This is a genomic window from Aidingimonas lacisalsi, assembly GCF_008079445.1.
GTDB classification, from domain to species: Bacteria; Pseudomonadota; Gammaproteobacteria; order Pseudomonadales; family Halomonadaceae; genus Aidingimonas; species Aidingimonas lacisalsi.
Map to the genome: position 1 here is coordinate 566588 of NZ_VRYH01000001.1, position 18813 is coordinate 585400.

20 protein-coding genes are annotated in these 18813 nt (G+C 59.7%); 10 read left to right on the forward strand and 10 right to left on the reverse strand.

The window, feature by feature from the left end:
- Nucleotides 1–52 precede the first annotated feature (52 nt).
- Nucleotides 53–823, forward strand: a complete 771-nt coding sequence (gene hyi, locus FVV99_RS02550; RefSeq protein ID WP_148252447.1) for a hydroxypyruvate isomerase — start codon at nt 53–55, stop codon at nt 821–823.
- A gap of 182 nt (nt 824–1005) precedes the next feature.
- Nucleotides 1006–1893: a 2-hydroxy-3-oxopropionate reductase gene (locus tag FVV99_RS02555; RefSeq protein WP_148252448.1), complete on the forward strand. Its 888-nt coding sequence runs from the start codon at nt 1006–1008 to the stop codon at nt 1891–1893.
- On the opposite strand, the gene FVV99_RS02560 is transcribed toward FVV99_RS02555, so the two are convergent.
- From FVV99_RS02560 to FVV99_RS02590, 7 genes are all read right to left on the reverse strand, one after another.
- A complete protein-coding gene (locus tag FVV99_RS02560) occupies nt 1875–2195 on the reverse strand; it encodes a hypothetical protein (RefSeq protein WP_148252449.1) in 321 nt (106 codons plus the stop codon). The genes FVV99_RS02555 and FVV99_RS02560 overlap by 19 nt on opposite strands.
- An 86-nt stretch (nt 2196–2281) precedes the next feature.
- Nucleotides 2282–2509, reverse strand: a complete 228-nt coding sequence (locus FVV99_RS02565; protein ID WP_148252450.1) for a hypothetical protein — start codon at nt 2507–2509, stop codon at nt 2282–2284.
- 127 nt (nt 2510–2636) lie between these two features.
- The gene (trhO, locus tag FVV99_RS02570) at nt 2637–3593 is read right to left on the reverse strand and encodes an oxygen-dependent tRNA uridine(34) hydroxylase TrhO (protein ID WP_148252451.1); all 957 of its coding nucleotides are present in this window, start codon (nt 3591–3593) and stop codon (nt 2637–2639) included.
- Between the two features lie 157 nt (nt 3594–3750).
- The gene (locus FVV99_RS02575) at nt 3751–5244 is read right to left on the reverse strand and encodes a sodium:solute symporter family protein (RefSeq protein WP_148252452.1); all 1494 of its coding nucleotides are present in this window, start codon (nt 5242–5244) and stop codon (nt 3751–3753) included.
- Nucleotides 5245–5399: 155 nt separating this feature from the next.
- The gene (locus FVV99_RS02580; RefSeq protein WP_148252453.1) at nt 5400–5792 is read right to left on the reverse strand and encodes a RidA family protein; all 393 of its coding nucleotides are present in this window, start codon (nt 5790–5792) and stop codon (nt 5400–5402) included.
- 45 nt (nt 5793–5837) lie between these two features.
- Nucleotides 5838–7337, reverse strand: coding sequence for an N-acyl-D-amino-acid deacylase family protein (locus FVV99_RS02585; RefSeq protein WP_148252454.1), 1500 nt, complete (start codon nt 7335–7337; stop codon nt 5838–5840).
- A 23-nt stretch (nt 7338–7360) separates the two neighbouring features.
- Nucleotides 7361–8224 (reverse strand): MurR/RpiR family transcriptional regulator, encoded by an 864-nt coding sequence (locus FVV99_RS02590; RefSeq protein ID WP_148252455.1) that lies wholly within the window; start codon nt 8222–8224, stop codon nt 7361–7363.
- Between the two features lie 103 nt (nt 8225–8327).
- On the opposite strand from FVV99_RS02590, the gene FVV99_RS02595 reads away from it, so the two are divergent.
- On the forward strand, nt 8328–9542 hold the full coding sequence (locus FVV99_RS02595) for an amino acid deaminase (protein ID WP_148252456.1): 1215 nt from the start codon (nt 8328–8330) through the stop codon (nt 9540–9542).
- A gap of 101 nt (nt 9543–9643) precedes the next feature.
- Here FVV99_RS02595 and serA read toward each other — a convergent pair whose 3' ends face one another.
- Nucleotides 9644–10894: a phosphoglycerate dehydrogenase gene (gene serA, locus FVV99_RS02600; protein ID WP_148252457.1), complete on the reverse strand. Its 1251-nt coding sequence runs from the start codon at nt 10892–10894 to the stop codon at nt 9644–9646.
- A gap of 306 nt (nt 10895–11200) precedes the next feature.
- Here serA and FVV99_RS02605 point away from each other — a divergent pair, with 306 nt between their 5' ends.
- The 4 genes from FVV99_RS02605 (at nt 11201) to djlA (ending at nt 15226) form a co-directional block, all read left to right on the forward strand.
- Entirely contained in the window at nt 11201–11470 is a 270-nt protein-coding gene (locus tag FVV99_RS02605; protein ID WP_148252458.1) for an exodeoxyribonuclease VII small subunit, read from the forward strand.
- A complete protein-coding gene (gene ispA, locus FVV99_RS02610; RefSeq protein WP_148252459.1) occupies nt 11421–12350 on the forward strand; it encodes a (2E,6E)-farnesyl diphosphate synthase in 930 nt (309 codons plus the stop codon). The genes FVV99_RS02605 and ispA overlap by 50 nt, the downstream gene beginning before the upstream one ends.
- Before the next feature lie 161 nt (nt 12351–12511).
- Nucleotides 12512–14443, forward strand: coding sequence for a 1-deoxy-D-xylulose-5-phosphate synthase (dxs, locus tag FVV99_RS02615; RefSeq protein WP_148252460.1), 1932 nt, complete (start codon nt 12512–12514; stop codon nt 14441–14443).
- A gap of 9 nt (nt 14444–14452) precedes the next feature.
- Nucleotides 14453–15226: a co-chaperone DjlA gene (djlA, locus tag FVV99_RS02620; protein WP_148252461.1), complete on the forward strand. Its 774-nt coding sequence runs from the start codon at nt 14453–14455 to the stop codon at nt 15224–15226.
- A 35-nt stretch (nt 15227–15261) separates the two neighbouring features.
- Here djlA and ribA read toward each other — a convergent pair whose 3' ends face one another.
- On the reverse strand, nt 15262–15897 hold the full coding sequence (gene ribA / locus FVV99_RS02625; protein WP_148252462.1) for a GTP cyclohydrolase II: 636 nt from the start codon (nt 15895–15897) through the stop codon (nt 15262–15264).
- Nucleotides 15898–16046: 149 nt separating this feature from the next.
- Here ribA and hemE point away from each other — a divergent pair, with 149 nt between their 5' ends.
- Together hemE and FVV99_RS02635 are read left to right on the forward strand one after the other, a co-directional pair.
- Complete coding sequence (gene hemE, locus FVV99_RS02630) at nt 16047–17108, forward strand: uroporphyrinogen decarboxylase (RefSeq protein ID WP_148252463.1); 1062 nt, start codon at nt 16047–16049, stop codon at nt 17106–17108.
- 8 nt (nt 17109–17116) lie between these two features.
- Nucleotides 17117–17473: a VanZ family protein gene (locus tag FVV99_RS02635; RefSeq protein ID WP_236645270.1), complete on the forward strand. Its 357-nt coding sequence runs from the start codon at nt 17117–17119 to the stop codon at nt 17471–17473.
- A 125-nt stretch (nt 17474–17598) separates the two neighbouring features.
- Here the strand turns inward: FVV99_RS02635 and FVV99_RS02640 are convergent, their stop codons facing one another.
- Entirely contained in the window at nt 17599–18087 is a 489-nt protein-coding gene (locus FVV99_RS02640; RefSeq protein WP_148252465.1) for a hypothetical protein, read from the reverse strand.
- A 234-nt stretch (nt 18088–18321) separates the two neighbouring features.
- Between FVV99_RS02640 and FVV99_RS02645 the strand changes: the two genes are divergently transcribed.
- Nucleotides 18322–18750 carry a host attachment protein gene (locus tag FVV99_RS02645; protein ID WP_148252466.1) on the forward strand — a complete coding sequence of 143 codons (429 nt, stop codon included), beginning with the start codon at nt 18322–18324 and terminating at the stop codon, nt 18748–18750.
- The last annotated feature ends 63 nt before the right edge of the window (nt 18751–18813 follow it).

Sequence of the window (18813 nt, forward strand, 5' to 3'; positions counted from 1 at the left end):
CGAATGTCGGTCGCATCTGCGAGACACCGATAACAAGCAAGAGGAGACCGTTATGCCCAAATTTGCCGCCAATCTCAGTATGCTGTTTACCGAGATGGATTTCCTGGATCGTTTCCAGGCCGCCGCAGATGCCGGCTTCAATGGCGTCGAGTATCTCTTTCCCTATGACTATCCGGCTGAGGAACTCAAGCAGCGTCTCGACGCCCATGGCCTGACTCAGGTGTTGCACAATCTGCCGGCGGGTAACTGGAGTGCGGGGGAGCGCGGGATCGCCTGCCACCCCGATCGGATCGACGAGTTCCGTGACAGTGTCGATACGGCGATCGAGTACGCGACGACACTTGGCTGCAAGCAGGTCAATTGCCTGGCTGGCATACAGCCGCAAGGGGTCAGTCATGATGAGGCGCGCAAGACGTTGATCGATAACCTGCGCTACGCCGCCGACAAGCTCGAGGATGCGGGCATCCTGCTGATCGCCGAGCCGATCAACACCCGAGATATTCCCGGTTTCTTCCTCAATCGAACCGAACAGGCGCTCGGCATCTTCGACGAGGTCGGCAGTGGCAACCTCAAGTTGCAGTACGATATTTATCACATGCAGATCATGGAGGGCGATCTGGCACCGACCCTGGAGAGGCACCAGTCGCGCATCGCCCACATCCAGATTGCCGATACGCCCGGGCGCCATGAGCCGGGGACGGGGGAAATCAATTACCCGTTCCTGTTTACCCATCTCGATCGTCTCGGCTACGACGGCTGGGTGGGGTGCGAGTACAAGCCGATGACGACAACGCGTGAAGGGCTCGGCTGGCTGGATCGGTGAAACGCTGTTGCGCTCGGCATCTCGGCCGCCGGCGGTGTCGAGGCGTCGAACCGTCGCAATCCTCATTGAGCACCCAGACAACTCTGGTTGCTGCGCGCCGGCGGCGGCCGACCTGCCCTCGCTCACGACGCGTTTCAGAAGTTTGCCAACGATCATAAAGACAAGCGGAAAGGAGAATCATCATGAGTAAGATCGGGTTCATTGGATTGGGCATCATGGGACGCCCCATGGCAGGGCACTTGCTGGATGCCGGCCACGAAGTCACGACCGTTGAGCGCCGCAAGCCCCTTTCCCAGGAACTGGCCGACAAGGGGGCCAGGGTGGTGGCAAGCCCCAAGGCAGTGGCCGAGGTATCCGATATCGTCATTACCATAGTGCCGGATACACCGGATGTGGAAGCGGTCCTGTTCGGTGAGAACGGTGTCGTCGAGGGGCTCAAACCGGGCACGTTGGTGATCGACATGAGTTCCATCGCACCACTTGCGACTCAGGAGTTTGCCAAGCGCATTCAGGATGCCGGCGGTGAATACGTCGATGCACCGGTATCCGGTGGTGAAGGTGGAGCGATCAATGCAGCGTTGACCATCATGGTCGGTGGAACCAAGGAGGGCTTCGAGCGTGCCCTGCCCTTGTTCGAGCTCATGGGCAAGACCATTACGCATATCGGCGGTCATGGCGACGGCCAGACCTGCAAGGTGGCCAATCAGATCGTCGTGGCCTTGACCATCGAGGCCGTTTCCGAGGGGCTGCTGTTTGCCTCCAAGGCGGGAGCCGACGTGTCCAAGGTACGTGAGTCGCTGCTCGGCGGGTTGGCGCAGTCGAAGATTCTCGAGGTACACGGTGAGCGCATGATCAACCGTACCTTCGACCCCGGTTTCAAGGTGCAGCTACACCAGAAGGATCTCAATCTGGCCCTGGAGGGCGCACGCAGTCTCGACCTGTCCTTGCCCGGTACCGCCAATGCGCAGCAACTGTTCCAAGCCTGTGCGGCTCATGGGGGTGAAGAGTGGGATCACTCCGGCATGTTGAAAGCGTTGGAGGCTCTCGCCAATCACGAGGTCAGCCGCTGAACCGAGGCGGTTGCAGCCCCCCTCGCCGGTGATGGGAAGCGTTGACCATCACCGGCGTTTTCGTGGTGATAGCCTTTGCTTGTTGCGTACGCACGCCATTGAACCTCGATCTCGGTGTCCGGCATCGGCAGTGATAAAATGCCTTGCTGGCTGACATGGATCTCACCAGGCAGCACAATGAGTGAGTCTGTTGGTGGGAGAGCGTAGGCATGCACATGCAGAGAGTGGCGCACATCGACAAGGGCCGGTGCGAGATCGGCGAAGCCAATATGGCAATCATTGCCGCTCTTGACGTTCGACAAGTGGCGTCATGTTTGCCTGGTCGATCAACAGTTGAATATGATTGAGGAGATGGCAACCTACTTTTGACGTTGCCATCACTGTGACGTTACCAGGCGATACCATTGTCCTTGAGCTGTTTGGCCAGTTGATTCGCGATATGGTTGAGTTGCGTATCGTCGACGCCTGGCAATAGTTTGCGGGCTTCCGCCAGCAGCGGCTCGGCATGAGTATGCCGTCCCGAATAGATCAATAACACCAGCATGCCCTCGATGTCCTTGTCACTATAGATTTTCTCAGGCTTCGGAGAGCGCTGTCGGCTTCGCGAAATGCGCACGGTATCAGTTCTCCAGGATAGCTAGTCGATAATGGGATAGGGATATGGGATGTCGACAATATTATCGGCCAGCCCGACGAAAACTTGAGGGGCATGTGCATGCATTGCTGCGCCTATCAGCTCCCGATCAGGCCTCCGATCTCTCCTTGCGGGGGTCATGACCGATCGGATGCGGTTCGCCCCGGGCCCTGGCCAGTTCGATCTGACGTTGACGTTCACGGGCGGCGGCACGCGTTTTCTCGGGTAATGAATCGTAGCAGTGGGGACAGCTGACCCCAGGTTCGTAAAATTCGGAACGCTGGTCCTCGGCAGAGATCGGCATACGGCAGGCGTGGCATTGGTCATATTCCCCTTCGCTGAGGTCGTGACGCACCGTGACACGATTATCGAACACGAAACATTGACCGCGCCAAAGCGATTCATTTTCGGGGACATGCTTCAGATAATTGAGGATGCCTCCCTTGAGGTGATAAACCTCCTCGAATCCCTGCTCCTGCATGAAGCTGGAGGCTTTCTCGCAGCGGATTCCGCCTGTGCAGAACATGGCGACCTTCTTGTGCCGGGATGGGTCGTAGCGCTGTTTGACGTAATCCGGAAATTCGCGGAAAGACTTGGTTCTGGGATCGATGGCGCCTTCGAAGGAGCCGATGGCGACTTCATAGTCATTGCGTGTGTCGATCACCAGTACTTCCGGGTCGGCGATCACGTCGTTCCAATCTTCCGGCTCGACATAGGTGCCGGCTTGCTCGTTGGGATCGATACCTTCCACGCCCATGGTCACGATCTCGCGTTTGAGCTTGACCTTGCTGCGGTGGAATGGCGGCTCCTCACAATAGGATTCCTTGCAATCGATGTCGGCAAGACGTGAATCGGCGTGCAACCATGTGAGCAACGTATCGATCGCGTCACGTGTACCGGCCACGGTGCCGTTGATGCCCTCACGGGCAAGCAACAACGTGCCTTTGACGCCATGGTCGAGCATGACTTGCCGAAGCGGCTCGCGCAGGGCCTCATAATCTTCGAGTGTGACGAATTTGTACAACGCCACGACGACGATTCGCGGAGAATCGCTGGAATGATTCATGCCTTGTCTCCTGGTTGTCGTCCTCGCAAAGGGCGGACCGGGATAATGTGATGGTGTCGCTAAAAGCGGGTATTTTACGCAATGCCTCACGGTGATGCACCTGCGTCATGATGCCGCCCCACCTGCTGGATAGGGCGGCCAGGGACTAACGGGAAGCTCAGGTCGCTGAATCGGCCTGAGGTGTCAGTGCAGGGTTGATATCGCTTTCCATGCGTTGGCGTTCCTCGTTGATACGTTGCAGGGCTTGTTCTGGCGACACCTTGGAGGCGGGTGTGATCAGGCTGACCACAACGCCCACGACGAGTGCGACCAGAACGGCAGGGATGCTCGGGTTGCCCCAGAAAGTGCTCCAACTGTCGACGTTGATCACGGTGAGTGAGGTGGCCGAGGCGGAGACTAGGGTAGCAACGGCGCCCTGCCAGTTGTAATGAGGCCAGAAACGCCCCAGCAAGCCACACACGAACATGCCGGCCATGACCGTGGCGATCATGCTGGTGATGTAATCGATGACATTGTCGGAGATCAGCGCGAACAACAGCGCCAAGCCGATGGTGGCGACCAGAGCCAGGCGCGAGAGGATGACTACCTTGTGCCCAGCGGGCGTGTGTCCGGTGAATAGCACGTAGACATCGCGCAGCAGGATCGAGACGCCGGCGATGGCATCCGAACTGGCGCTCGACATAGTCGCCGAGAGTCCGGCAACGAGTAACAGCAGGCCGAGCCATAGCGGCAGGATTTCGGTCGCCAGGAACGGGAAGGCGAAGTTGCTGTTGTCGAGGTCGGGGTTCAGCGCATGGGTCGCCATGCCGATGATTGCCGGAATGATCGAGAAGAACAGGTAGAGAATACCGGTGATCACGAACGACCTGCGTACGGAATGAACCGAGTTGCCAGAGTAGATGCGCTGTCGGTAGGAGGGCGTTGCCAGCACGCCGACGGCGATGACCGCTGCCAGAGACAACGCTGGCACCACGCCGATCTTGTCGATGCCGAGGAAGCTGGTGGTTGCGACATCCATGTTAGCGCCCAGGCCTGAGAATCCGCCGACCTCGAACAATGCGATGATGGCCATCACGATGAAGCCGACAAACAGCACTACTGCCTGGATGGTGTCAATCCATACCACGGCCATATAGCCGCCGATCACGCAGTAGACGCCGAAGCCCAGCGCCACCAGGATGCGCGCGGTAGTCAGGTCGATGTCGGCCATCCATGACAGATAGAGCCCACCACCGAGGATGTGCGCGCCGAGCCAGCCGATACAGGCGATGTAGATCAGCACAGCGACGATGTTGCGCACCAGGCGACTGGCGCCAACGTAGTAGGAAAGCTCCTCGCTCATGGTCATGAAACGCAGCTTGCGTACCGGTGCGAACCACGCTGCCAGCAGCAGCACACCGATGGAGCCGCCGATACCGTAGAGGGCCCCGGCCCAGCCGTTGGCGTAACCGAAGCCAACCGCGCCCATGCTGGAGCCGGTGCCGACCATGGTGGCGACGGTGGTGCCGATTGTCAGGAAGATCGGAATACTGCGGCCGCCCAACAGGAAATCGTCGCCGCTGCTGCGGCTATGGCGGGATACCCACCAGCCGAATGCGATCATGGCGACCACATAAGCGATGAATGACCCGAGGAAAACGTGACTGTTCATAATAACCTCTTATAATTGTTGTCCCGGCCGTTGCCGCGGCCGGGGCAGTGTGGAATGTCATAGCCAATGGGGTTTTACGCTGTCGGTCGCGCCCTTGCCGGGGCGCGACCTCCTTCTCTTGCCCGAACGGCACCATGCGCCTTATCGGTGTGGGTTCAGGCCTTGTCCGCGCGATAGCACTTCACATCGACCTCCACCTTGCAGTCGACCACCAGGTCCTGAACGCTGCAGATGCGCGCCGGGGGATGCTCGCCGAACACCTCCTTGAATACCTTGTTGAATGAGCTGAAGTAGCGTGCGTCGGTCAGCACTGCAGTGACATGCACGACGTGCTCCACGCCATAGCCGGCGTCTTCCATGATCTTCAGGCAGTTGGCGAAGGCCAGTCGGGATTGTTCGACGATGCTGCCTTCGACGACTTCACCGTCCGTCATGGGGGTCTGCCCCGAGACGAACAGCCAGCCGCCCGCTTCGGTGGCGCGAGCGAAAGGGAGTTTCTGGCCGCCGGTGCCGATGCCCCCTTCGACGCCATAACGTTTGATGCTCATGATTTGCCCTCCTGTATTGCTGGTTGCTGACTTTTCGGATGCGACTTAGTGGGATAAGGCGTTGTCACGCCCGTTGGAAATGTCCGCGGAGGCCGGGGCTGGAGAAAGCCGGACGTCACGGCGCAATAGCCGTCCGGCTCGCATTCCACTTGGCTCGCCGTGGCGATAACTGATCATGCCGTTGACGACGACCAGCTCAATGCCGCTGGCGAGTGAAACCGGGACGCTGTAGGTGGCGGTATCCTGAAGTCGTGCAAGCCCGAACAGCACCAGATCGGCGAAGGCGCCGACGCGGATGACGCCACGGTCCGTGAGCCCGAAGTTGGTCGCCGAGAGTCCGGTCATCTTGCGCACGGCCGCGCTCAGCGACAGCAGCTTCAGGTCGCGGCTGTAGTGGGCGAGCACGCGCGGGAAGGTGCCCCACAGACGGGGATGCGGATGCGGGTCGTTGGGCAGGCCATCGGAGCCGACCATCGACAGAGGATGCGATAGCACCAGGCGCATGTCCGCCTCGCTCATGTTGTGATAGACCGCGCCGGCTGGTTGCAGGCGTTTGGCGGCGTCCATCAGCGATAGATCCCAGGCCTCGGCAATCGCCTGCAGCGGCTGGCGAGCCATCTCCGGGTGCGGGTCGGACCAGGTGATGAAGATGTCTATCTCGTCGGTGACCTGGCCCAGATCCAGCGTCGAGGAGCCAGCGGTATACGGGTAGCAGTCGCAATGCACACCATGGGAGCGTGCGGCATCGTCGAGCTTTACTAACGCCTTGGGCGCGTTGCCCCAGTTGCCGGCGCCGGCGCACTTGAGATGCGAGATCACCAAGGGCGCCTGACCGTGCCGCGCGGTGGCGACGGCTTCGTCCATGGCCTCGATCAGCCCGGCGAATTCGTCGCGCAGATGTGTGGTATAGACGCCGCCGGCGCGGCCTACTGCCTCGACCAGAGCGTTCATCTCGGTGGTTGGTGCATGGAAGGCATTGCGGTAGGCCAAGCCCGAACTCATGCCCACGGCGCCCTCACCCAATGCTGTTTCCAGCTGCTCGCGCATGGCGGCGATCTCGTCGTCGCTGGCGGGGCGGTCGAAGCGATCCATCACCTGGCTACGAAGACTCGTGTGCCCGATCAGGGCCGCCACGTTGACACTGGGCACCGCCGCGTCGATTGCCTGGGCGTACGCGGCAAAGGTGGGGTAACGAAAGTCTTCCGCGCGGCCGAGCAAATTCATGGGATCGGGTACGTCGTCTGTGAGCGTGACCGGGCTGGCGCTGATGCCACAGTTGCCGACCACCACCGTGGTCACGCCCTGAGAGAGCTTGGGCAGCATCTCCGGGGTGCGGATGACGTTGGTATCGTCGTGGGTATGCACGTCGATGAAGCCTGGGGTGAGTATCAGGCCCTTGGCTTCGATCACGTCGTGGGCACTGGTGTTTTCCAGTTCGCCCATGGCGACGATTCGTTCCCCCTGGATGGCGACATCGGCGGTGAAGGCATCACGCCCGCTGCCGTCGATGATTGTGGCGTGCTGTATCAGTAAATCGACGTACATGTCGACTCCTTGCGCAATATGGTTCAATCGCCCAGCGGCTGGCGATTATCGCCGCCGCGATGGGCATCGAGGGTAATCTTGAGTCGTCGCAGCTTGTCGCGGGTACGGTCGCGGTGCCGCAGCGCCAGGCCCAGCGCCAGCATGTCAATGGCGGCCATCATGGCGTAGCGCGATGATGACGGGAAATAGATGTAGTCGGTCTCGCGGGCCGCCAGCGGCAGCGTGATATGGGCGACCTTGGCCAGTGGCGAACCGGTGGCGGTAATCGCCAGTACGCGCGCGCCGTACTGGCGCGCCAGCTCGGCCGCTTCGACGATCTCCGGGGTGTAGCCGGTGACCGAGAGCGCGACGACGACATCGTCAGGCTCCAGGGTCGAGGCGACCATGCGAGGCAGGAGTGCTTGCGGATAGGCACTGATGGCGTAACCGAGCCGCACGAGCCGGAATTGCATCTCCTGTGCCATTACCGTGGAGCCACCGCCGGCACCGAAGACCAGGATCTGGCGGGCATCGTCGAGCATCGCCACCGCTCCCTCGACGTCGGCCTGTTCCATCAGTTCGCGGTTGAGCGAGAGCGTCTGCGCGGCGGTATCGTAGATGACGCTGAGGCCGTCTTCTTCGCTGGCCTCATGAATGAAACGGCGGCCGGCAGCCAGAGCCCGTGTGAGGCGCGTTTTCAAGTCGCGTACATTGCGGCAGCCCACCGCTCGCGCGAAACGCGTCACTGTGGCGTCACTTACCTCGGCGCGTTTAGCGATCTCGCCGATGCTTGCCTCGGTGACGAAGTCGATGTCGTCATGAATCAGCGTGGCAACCTTTTTTTCCGACTCGCGAAGGCTCGGCAAGCAGGCGGTGATATGTGACAGGATGTCGAATTCTTGACTCACGAGAGGTCCGTATCCGATGGCTGATGTGTGTGTTAATAACTAACATATTTTTATTTTATGTGTTAGTAAATACACTAGAAGTAGAAAACGTGAGGAAAATACGATGTCCGAACCCGCTCAATGGGAAATCGAAAAAGGTGTGCCGATCGTGCAGCCGGCGCATCTGCTGCATGACGTTCCGCTGCCGGCGGCGGCGATCTTCGAGGCACCGCTGGCCTATAACCTGGCCTGGATGCAGCGTTTCGCGGACGCTCACGGCGCCAAGTTGGCCCCGCATGGCAAGACCACCATGGCACCGGCTCTGTTCAAGCGGCAGATCGAGGCGGGGGCCTGGGGCATAACGTTGGCGACGGCGGTGCAGAGTGTGGCGGCGCATGCTCACGGCATCGCGCGCGTGTTGATGGCCAATCAGTTGGTCGGGCGCCCCAACATGACGCTGGTAGCGGATGCCATCGAGCGCGGGCTCGAGTATTACTGCGTGGTGGATGACGTCGATAACGTGCGCGATCTAGGGGGGTACTTCGCCGAACGCGGCCTGACGCTCAATGTGCTGATCGAGCTGGGCATCGACGGCGGTCGTTGCGGGTGTCGCAATGTCGAGCAGGTCGAGATGCTGGTCGCGGCGATCAGAGAAGAGCCCGCCCTGGCGCTGGCGGGCATCGAAGGGTACGAGGGCATGATCGCCGGCAGCAATGAAGTGGCTGCTGTGCGTGCCTACGGCGAACGGCTGGTTGAGACCGTGCGCACTTTGCATGCCAGTGGTGTGCTCAAGCGGGAGACGCCGATCGTCACCGCGTCAGGCTCCAAATGGTTCGATCTGATCGCCGAGGCATTCGACAAGGCGGAATTGCGTGAACACTACACCCCGGTGTTGCGGCCGGGCTGCTACGTGGTCCACGATCACAAGCTCTATGCCGGGGCGATGAGCGATGTGAAGGCGCGCCACCCTCGACTCGAGGGTGAATTGCAGCCGGCGCTCGAGGTCTTCGCGCATGTGCAGTCACTACCCGAGCCAGGTTTGGCCATCGTCGCACTGGGTAAGCGCGATATCGGTCATGAGCCGGATCTCCCGCTCCCGCTGCGCCGTTATCCGCGGAGTGCGGAAAGATCGGTGTCGGTCGACGTCAGTGGCTGGCGGACGACGCATATCATGGACCAGCATACGTTCCTAGCGATCCCTCATAACGCTGATATCGCCGTGGGAGATGTGTTGGCCTTTGGGACGTCTCACCCCTGCCTGACCTTCGACAAGTGGCGCCGCATGTTGTGCGTCGATGAGACGCTGGAAGTGACGGAGGTGATGACGACGCACTTTTGAGTGGCGCAAGGCATGCGGCACGCAAAACGACGCGATGTCTTGAGGTCGCGACCCCTCGTATGAGGGGCCGTGCTATATCAGGGGGTCATTGCGCCGTGGTGTTACGCATTGAAGTTGCTTTCCGAGTAAAGCACGCGCAGCCGCAGGGTGTGATTGACCTGCTTGAGGGCTTCCAGTGCCTTGGGACCATAGGCCTTGTCGACATCGACAACCACGTAACCGACCTTCTCGTTGGTTTGCAGATATTGGCCGGAGATGTTGATGCCATTTTCCGAGAGAACGCGGTTGATTTCGGAAAGTACGCCGGGCACGTTGTCGTGGATATGCAGCAGGCGGTGCTTGTCCGGATGGGCCGGCAGTGCGACCTCGGGGAAGTTGACCGAGGTAATGGTGGTGCCGTTGTCCGAATAGGTGATGAGTTTTTCGGACACTTCGACACCGATGTTTTCCTGAGCTTCCAGAGTCGAGCCGCCGACATGGGGCGTCAGAATGACATTCTCGAGTCCACGCAGAGGGCTGACGAACTCCTCGCCATTGCTCTTGGGCTCGACAGGGAAGACATCGATGGCTGCACCAAGCAGTTTGCCTTCCCTGAGGGCCCCGGCCAGTGCCTCGATATCGACGACGGTGCCTCGCGAGGCGTTGATCAGGATACCGCCCTGCTTCATCAAGGCGATCTGCTCCTCGCCGATCATCCACTGAGTGGACGGTAGTTCAGGTACATGCAGACTGACGACATCGGCGCGTGCCAGCAACTCCTCCATACTACCGACCTGACGGGCATTGCCCATGCCGAGTTTGGTGACGACATCGTAATACAGGACATCGAAGCCCATGGACTCGGCCAGGACCGATAACTGTGCCCCGATATTGCCGTAGCCGATGATGCCTAGTGTCTTGCCGCGCGCCTCGTGAGAATTCTTGGCGGATTTCAGCCATCCCCCCTGATGGGACTGCGCGCTTTTCTCCGGGATGCCTCTTAGCAGCATCACGGCTTCAGCCAGTACGAGTTCGGCAACCGAGCGAGTATTGGAGTAGGGGGCGTTGAAGACCGGAATGCCGCGAGTCAGCGCGGCAGTGAGGTCGACCTGGTTGGTGCCGATGCAGAAACAGCCCACGGCGGTCAGCTTCTCGGCGGCTTGAAAGACGCGCTCGGTGAGCTGAGTGCGCGAACGGACTCCCACGAAGTGAACGTCACGAATTTTCTCGATCAGCGTTTCTTCATCCAGGGACGTGGAAAGATGCTCGATATTGGTGTAACCGGCATTCAGGAAATTATCCACTGCGCTCTGGTGGATGCCCTCGAGTAACAGGATCTTGATCTTGCTCTTGTCCAGGGACGTTTTGGCCATCGTTGCGTCAACCCTCTCGCGGCCCACCGCCGCGTTGATCTAAATCGGTATATGTTGTCCATACCCGTGCCACCTTCGTAGACACCGCTATGGGCATCCCTGAGGCACGGGAGGCTCAGCCGGGACATATCCTAGCACATGTGGTTGACTTCCCGGGGTGCCCGTGGATGAAAAAGCCGCGGAACCACTATGAAAAGGGTGCATGATTCTGAGCGGGGGAAGACGTCCCCTGGGGGATTGCGTGTATACTGACGCTGCGTATGTCGACGATACATGCGTTTGACGACAGAACGGATGAGATGCGCTATGGCTGATCAGGATGCTGCACCGGATGATTCCACCGCCCCGCCGGACTTTGCGTCGACACTCGAACGACTCGAGAGCATCGTCGATCGGCTTGAATCTGGCGAACTGTCATTGGAGGAATCGTTGTCCGCTTTCGAACAGGGCGTCCGGTTGACGCGGGATGCTCAGCAGCGGCTCGATGAAGCCGAACTCAAGGTGAGAACCTTGGTCGAACAACCGGATGGAAACCTTGGTGAAGCGGCCGATCAAGATCTTGAGGGTGGTAACTGACGTGGCATTGTTGCAAGATCGCCTGGCTGCTGATCGTATACGTATCGAACAGGTTCTGGAGGGCCTGTTCGGCGGCCGGACGCCGGTTGCCCCGCGTTTGGAATCGGCGATGCAGCATGGGCTGCTGGGGGGAGGCAAGCGGTTGCGCCCCATCCTGGTCTATGCAGCGGGCAGGGCATTGGGGGCCGAAACCGATGCTCTCGATTCGCCTGCCGCCGCCGTCGAGTTGATACATGCTTATTCATTGGTGCATGACGACCTGCCTTCCATGGATGACGATGACCTGCGTCGTGGTCGCCCAACGGTCCACAAGGCATTCGATGAAGCCACGGCGATTCTGGCTGGCGATGCATTGCAGACGCTGGCGTTCGATATGCTGGCAAGGCACGAACATCCCCGTACGGGGGCGATGATCCGTGTCCTGGCTGAGGCGTCTGGCCGCGACGGAATGGCAGCGGGACAGGCCCTGGACCTGGGGGCGGTGGGTGGCCAGCCGAATGTCGAGTCCTTGGTCGATATGCATCGACACAAGACCGGGGCTCTGATTCGTGCGGCTGTTCGGTTGGGTGCCCTGATGGCCGTGCCCGAGACGGATGCGCGCATGGCCGCTCTCGATCGTTATGCTGCCGCCATCGGCCTGGCGTTTCAGATTCATGACGATGTTCTCGATGTCACTGGGGATACCGCAACGCTGGGGAAAACGTCCGGTGCGGATGCAGCACGCGAAAAACCCACGTATCCTGCCCTGCTGGGTCTTGAGGCATCGCGCGACAAAGCGTCGGGACTCTTGAACGAGGCGCTGGATGCACTTGCTCCGTTGGGCGAGAATGGCCCACCCTTGGCCGAGTTGGCCCGGTACATGATCGAACGCGACCATTAAGGAAGCACTGAATCAATGACTGCACGACGGATTCTCTGCGTTACGCGGTGTATGAATGCCTCGTCCATACCGATAGATTTCGGTGTCAGTGCTAAGCACTCGTTGTGCTGCACGCTATTCGGCCATTGATTCAGTGCTTCACCTGACGAATAGATGAACTCATGAAGCTGTTCGACGAAATTCCCGCCGAGCGTCCGGCAACGCCTTTGCTGGATACGCTCGATACACCGGCCGGGTTGCGTTCCATGACCCAGGCCCAGTTATCGCAAGTCACCGACGAGTTGCGTGCCTACCTGCTCTATAGCGTGGGCTGTAGTGGCGGCCATTTTGGTGCCGGGCTGGGTGTGGTCGAATTGACCGTGGCACTGCACCATGCGCTCGACACGCCATATGACCGTCTGGTGTGGGATGTAGGGCATCAGGCCTATCCGCACAAGATCCTCACCGGTCGCCGCGAGGCGATGTTGAACATCCGGCAGTATGGTGGCCTGGCGGCTTTCCCCCGCCGGGCCGAATCCGAATACGACACCTTTGGCGTCGGCCACTCCAGTACGTCCGTATCGGCCGCTTTGGGCATGGCATTGGCAGCGCGGACGCGTAACGAAAAACGTCGCGTCTGTGCCGTGATCGGTGATGGCGCCATGTCGGCCGGCATGGCGTTCGAGGCTCTGGCGCATGCCGGCCATGTCGATGCCAACTTGCTGGTCGTGCTCAACGACAATGAGATGTCGATTTCGGAAAACGTGGGCGGCATGGCGAGCTATCTAGCCCGCATCCTGACCAGCAAGCCATATACCTTGATGCGTGAGAACAGTAAACGAGTACTGTCGCATCTGCCGGGCGCCCTGGAGTTTGCCAAGCGCACCGAAGAGCACATGAAAGGGATGGTGAGTCCGGCAACGCTGTTCGAAGAGATGGGGTTCAATTATATCGGCCCTATCGATGGTCATGATTTGCCTGCACTACTGCAGACATTGCGTAATATGCGTGATCTGGAGGGGCCGCAATTCCTGCATATCAAGACCTGTAAAGGGCGTGGATTTCAGCCTGCGGAGTCGGACCCGATCGGTTATCACGCCATTACCAAGCTAGAGAAGCCCGCGCCGGCGCCCCCGCCCAAGGTCGAGCCCAAGGCACCTGATGAGGCACGGCCCGAGCCGGCTGTCAAACCCAGGAAGTACTGCAATGTGTTCGGCGACTGGCTCTGCGACATGGCCGCCGAGGACGATCGCCTGATCGGAATCACGCCGGCGATGCGTGAAGGGTCGGATCTGGTGCGCTTTTCCAAGGAGTATCCCGAGCGCTACTACGATGTTGCCATTGCCGAACAACATGCCGTGACCTTGGCGGCTGGATTGGCCTGTGAAGCGATGAAACCGGTCGTTGCCATCTATTCGACCTTCTTGCAGCGGGGATACGACCAGTTGATCCACGACGTGGCGGTTCAGGGGCTTGATGTCACCTTTGCGCTCGACCGTGCCGGACTGGTGGGAGAGGACGGTCCCACTCACCATGGGGCACTGGATCTATCATTCGTCCGTTGCATCCCGGGCCTGATCGTGATGGCACCGTCCGATGAGGCCGAGTGCCGAGCCATGCTCAGTGCCGCCTATCACCATCCGGGACCGGCGGCAGTTCGTTATCCTCGAGGTACCGGGCCGGGGGTCGCCATCCCAAGTCATCTCGATGCCATTGATATCGGCAAGGCGCAAACGCGTCGCCAAGGGCGCCGGATCGCACTGCTTGCTTTCGGCAGCCTGAATACGGCCGCTGCGGACGTTGCCGATCGTCTCGACGCTACCCACATCAACATGCGCACGATCAAGCCGTTGGACCGTGAGGCCGTCGTGGCCGCTGCACATGAGCATGATCTGTTGGTCACGCTAGAGGAAAACGTGGTTGCCGGCGGTGCGGGCAGTGGCGTCAATGAATTGCTGGCGGCCGACAATCTGGCGTGTGCCATCCTCAATCTGGGATTGCCTGATGCGTTCGTCGAGCATGGCAAACCGGCTGAACTCATTCACGAATGTGGGCTCGATGCCGCAGGCATCGAGACATCGATTCGCCAGCGTCTCGACGCTCTGCAAGCATAGGTATCCGTCATGTTGATCGCGATTCTGATCGGAGCAGTCTTGGGTTATATGATCGGCCGTCTACCGGGGCTGTTGATTGGTGCCGCTCTTGGGTTCTGGGTCGCTCGGCGTTTCGTGCGGGGCATCGTAGTCAAGCGGTTGGCTCACATGCAGACGCAGTTTCTCGATTCGACCTTTGCGGTCATGGGGTGTCTCTGCAAGGCCGATGGCCAGGTCACCGACGATGAGTTGCAGGTTGCCGAGACGCTTTTCCAGCGTCTTAGATTGAGCGCAGAACAGCGGGATAGAGCCAGGGCAGCGTTCGAGCGAGGCAGAGCGGATGACTTCGACCTGGATGCGGAGTTGGCTTCTGTACGCCGAGTGGCGGGAAGCCAACGTGCCTTGTTGCAGGTCTTTCTGCAAGTGCAGCTGTCAGCCATCGCGGCAGATGGCGTCCTGCATCCTGCTGAGCATGACATGCTGATGCGTGTCGCTCGCGGTCTGGGGTGCTCGGAAGCGGAAATCGAACAGATTGAGGCCATGCTGCGCGGGAGCAGCGGTGGAGGCCGTGAAGCAGCTTCCGGTCAGTCGCTTCAGGATGCCTATCGCGTGTTGGGTGTTGAAGCGGATGCCAGTGATGCCGAGATCAAGCGTGCATATCGTCGGTTGATGAGTGAAAACCATCCCGACAAGTTAGCAGGCAAGGGATTACCTGAGAGTATGCGAGACATGGCGGAGGCACGGACCAGCGAGATAAGTCATGCCTATGACGTGATCAAGGAGGCGAGGGCCAGCAGCGCCTGAGTCCGCGCCACTGTTGGGCTGGTCGTCGGCACGTCTCATCGCTTGCGCTCGATATCCACGTCACTGGCCTGGGTGAAATCATCCAACGCCATCATGTGGCCGAGTTTGCCTGCTTTGGTGGTCAGGTACTGTTCGTTATGGGCATTGAGGCCGGTCGTGATGGGCAAACGTTGAGTAATGGCGACACCGTCGCGGGCGAGTGCTTCGACTTTGCGCGGATTGTTGGTCATCAACTTCAGAGAGGCAACACCCAAGTGTTCGAGCATAGGCACGCATAGATCATAACGCCGCATATCGGCATCGAAGCCTAGCCGCTCGTTGGCTTCGACCGTATCCGCGCCTTCATCCTGAAGATGGTAGGCGCGGATCTTGTTGAGTAGGCCGATACCCCGTCCTTCCTGACGCAGATAGAGCAGCACTCCCCGTCCTTCATCGGCAATTCGCTTGAGGGCTTCCTGGAGTTGGTAGCCGCAATCGCAACGCATCGAAAACAGTGCATCACCGGTCAAGCACTCCGAGTGCACACGGCCGAGCACGGGCTCGCCGTCGGCGATGTCCCCCAATGTCAGGGCGATGTGATCCTTGCCGGTGGCTTCGTCTTCGAAGCCGTGCATGGTGAAGGTGGCCCAGGGAGTGGGCAGCCGGGAAGCAGCGATGAATCGAATCGTCACGTATTGACCTCAGCATTGCATGACCGGAGTGTAGCGCCGGTGGATCGGGATCAACCATTCTAGCAGGATCACGAAGTCGGCTCACGACCCGCGCCGACGTCGATACGATTGGGTACAATGCGGACACATTCGTCAATCGAGAGCGCGCAATGGAACTCCGAAACGACAGATTATTGAGAGCGCTAGCTCGTCAGCCGGTGGATAGAACGCCTGTATGGATGATGCGTCAGGCGGGACGCTACTTGCCAGAATATCGCACCACGCGTGAGCGAGCCGGTAGTTTCATGGACTTGTGTCGCAATGCCGAGCTGGCATGCGAGGTCACCTTGCAGCCTCTGGAACGCTACCCGCTTGATGGAGCCATTCTGTTCTCGGACATTCTCACCATTCCGGATGCCATGGGCCTGGGGCTGTATTTCGAAACTGGCGAGGGGCCGAAATTCCGTAAGCCGGTACGCACGGCCGACGCGGTTGCGGCGTTGTCACTACCGGATGCCGAACGCGATCTGGACTATGTGATGAACGCCTTGCGCACGATCCGTGGCGAATTGAACGGGCGTGTGCCCTTGATCGGATTCTCAGGTAGCCCCTGGACACTGGCCACGTACATGGTGGAGGGGGAATCGAGCAAGGATTTCAGACACGTGAAATCGATGCTGTATGGCAATCCGGACACCATGCATCAATTGCTCGATTTGCTGGCCCAGGCGGTTACGGACTATCTCAATGCTCAAATCCGGTCCGGGGCGCAGGTCGTGCAGATCTTCGACACCTGGGGAGGTTCGTTATCGACGCCGGCCTATCTGGAGTTTTCGCTTCGCTATATGGAACAGATCGTCGCCGGTTTGATCCGGGAGCATGAGGGGCGGCGAGTGCCGGTCATCCTGTTCACCAAGAACGGTGGCCAGTGGCTGGAGCACATTGCCGATAGTGGTGCCGATGCAGTGGGATTGGATTGGACGACAGAAATGTCCGATGCTCGCCGACGTGTTGGCCATCGGGTTGCTCTGCAGGGCAATCTCGATCCGAACGTACTTTTCGCATCACCAGCAGCGATTCGCGCCGAAGTGGCACGGATTCTCGATAGTTTCGGAGAAGGTGAGGGACATGTCTTCAACTTAGGGCATGGTATCAGCCAGTTCACCGAGCCTGAACAAGTGACTGCCTTCATGGACGCCCTCCATGACATCAGTCCGTCCTATCATCGATGAAGCGCTGGTTGGCACACTGGCATGCGCAGCGGCGACTGTGGACCGCGCTGGCGGTCGCCGCCGCTATCGTGATTGCCTGGGGTAGTCTGACGCCGGGGGCCGAGATGCCCGAGCGGTTACCCTGGGACAAGCTCAATCACTTTGTTGGTTATGGCGGCCTGGCCGGTTTGCTGGGTCTGGCGGGCTGGCGGTTATCGCGCGCCTTTGTTGTCGCCAGCCTCTACGGCATTGCCATCGAATGCGCACAGTTACCGGTACCCGGTCGTCTGGGTGGCGATGTCCTCGATATTGTCGCCAATGTGTTGGGAGCGGCAAGTGCGACCTGCTTGCTGTGTGGCTTGCGCTGGCTTGCTCGTCATGACTAGGCGATGTTTTGCACCCGCTCGGCAATAGATGTCGGCTCCTTCTTCGTGACGGTCCAGGCAACGCCACTCGCTCGATATCTCGCCTTCCAGGCTCGGCGTATCCCGTCGATGGCATAAGCGGGATATCACAGGTGTGGCTCATTCCGTGTCGACGGCGGGATGTCCTGCCCGGCTGCGAAATCCAGCGTAGGCTCACCTCGATGCTTGCGCGAGGATGTGGCCGCGGGTCTGGCGCTACCGATGACCGCATCGTCGTTGTCCATCGGTCGCGCAGCACTGGTCCATGCCTTGTCTTCATCGTGAATGGCCGGCCGGCGCTCGAAAGAGCGCGTGACGATGGCATTGGGAGAAAAGCCGGCGCGTAGCGCAGCCAGATGATGGGGAAGCAGCCAGAGCTCGGCTAGCAATCTGACGCCGAGCATGGCCAGGAGCAGTAGGCCGCCGCCTTGTGCCAGGGTCGGCCAGGCCGCAGTCCAGCCAGTGCCGTTCATCCAGGGAGTGTGAGGAAGAAGCCAGATGGTGCCGGCAGTCACCAGGCCAAGCTGGATGACCAGGTGACAACCCAACAAGGTGCGCCGAGCCAGTGGACGACGTGGGAAAAGAAACTGACGCATGGTGTAACCTCCCGGTAGAGCGATATCGACGGCGATGGTCGGTTGCTCCGGCATCCGTGCCGGTCAACGCATGCTACCCCAGAATGGCGCTCGCTGCAGGTGTCGATATCTGCCGACAGTCAACCTCGGCTGGACATGCTGTGTTTGACCAGCGTGATTGTGCTTGCCAATCTCCAGATGAGGAACATGTTTTGATGCCTCATGGCATCAGTACACGTCATGGAGAACTCGCAAATGACGACCTACATTGTGGTAGCAGATGCCGCTCGGGCACGTATCTTCACGCGTGACGGGATACGATTGACGGAACAGGAGAGTCTGGTGCATGCCGAGGGGCGCCTGCATGAAGGCGATCTGATTACCGATGGTCGTGGTGACATTCACGAATCGACGGCCACCTCAACTCGTTCTTCCGGGGGAGAAGACGTGGCTCTTCACCATCATGCTGAACTCTTTGCCAAGCAAGTGGCGGAACGTCTGTACCGCGCCCGCATCGAAAACCGCATGGCCAAGCTGATACTGGTGGCACCTCCGCAATTCCTTGGCCTGATGCGGGATAAGCTCGACGATGTCACGGGCAAACTGATTCTGCATTCATTGTCGAAAGATCTCTCCAAGGCAGCGCTGGAGACCATTCAGAACGCTGTCAGAGAACTACGCTGACTCGTTTCATTTGACCCTCAAGCCTGGGCTACCTCGGCCGATAGAAAGGGCACATCCGTTTGG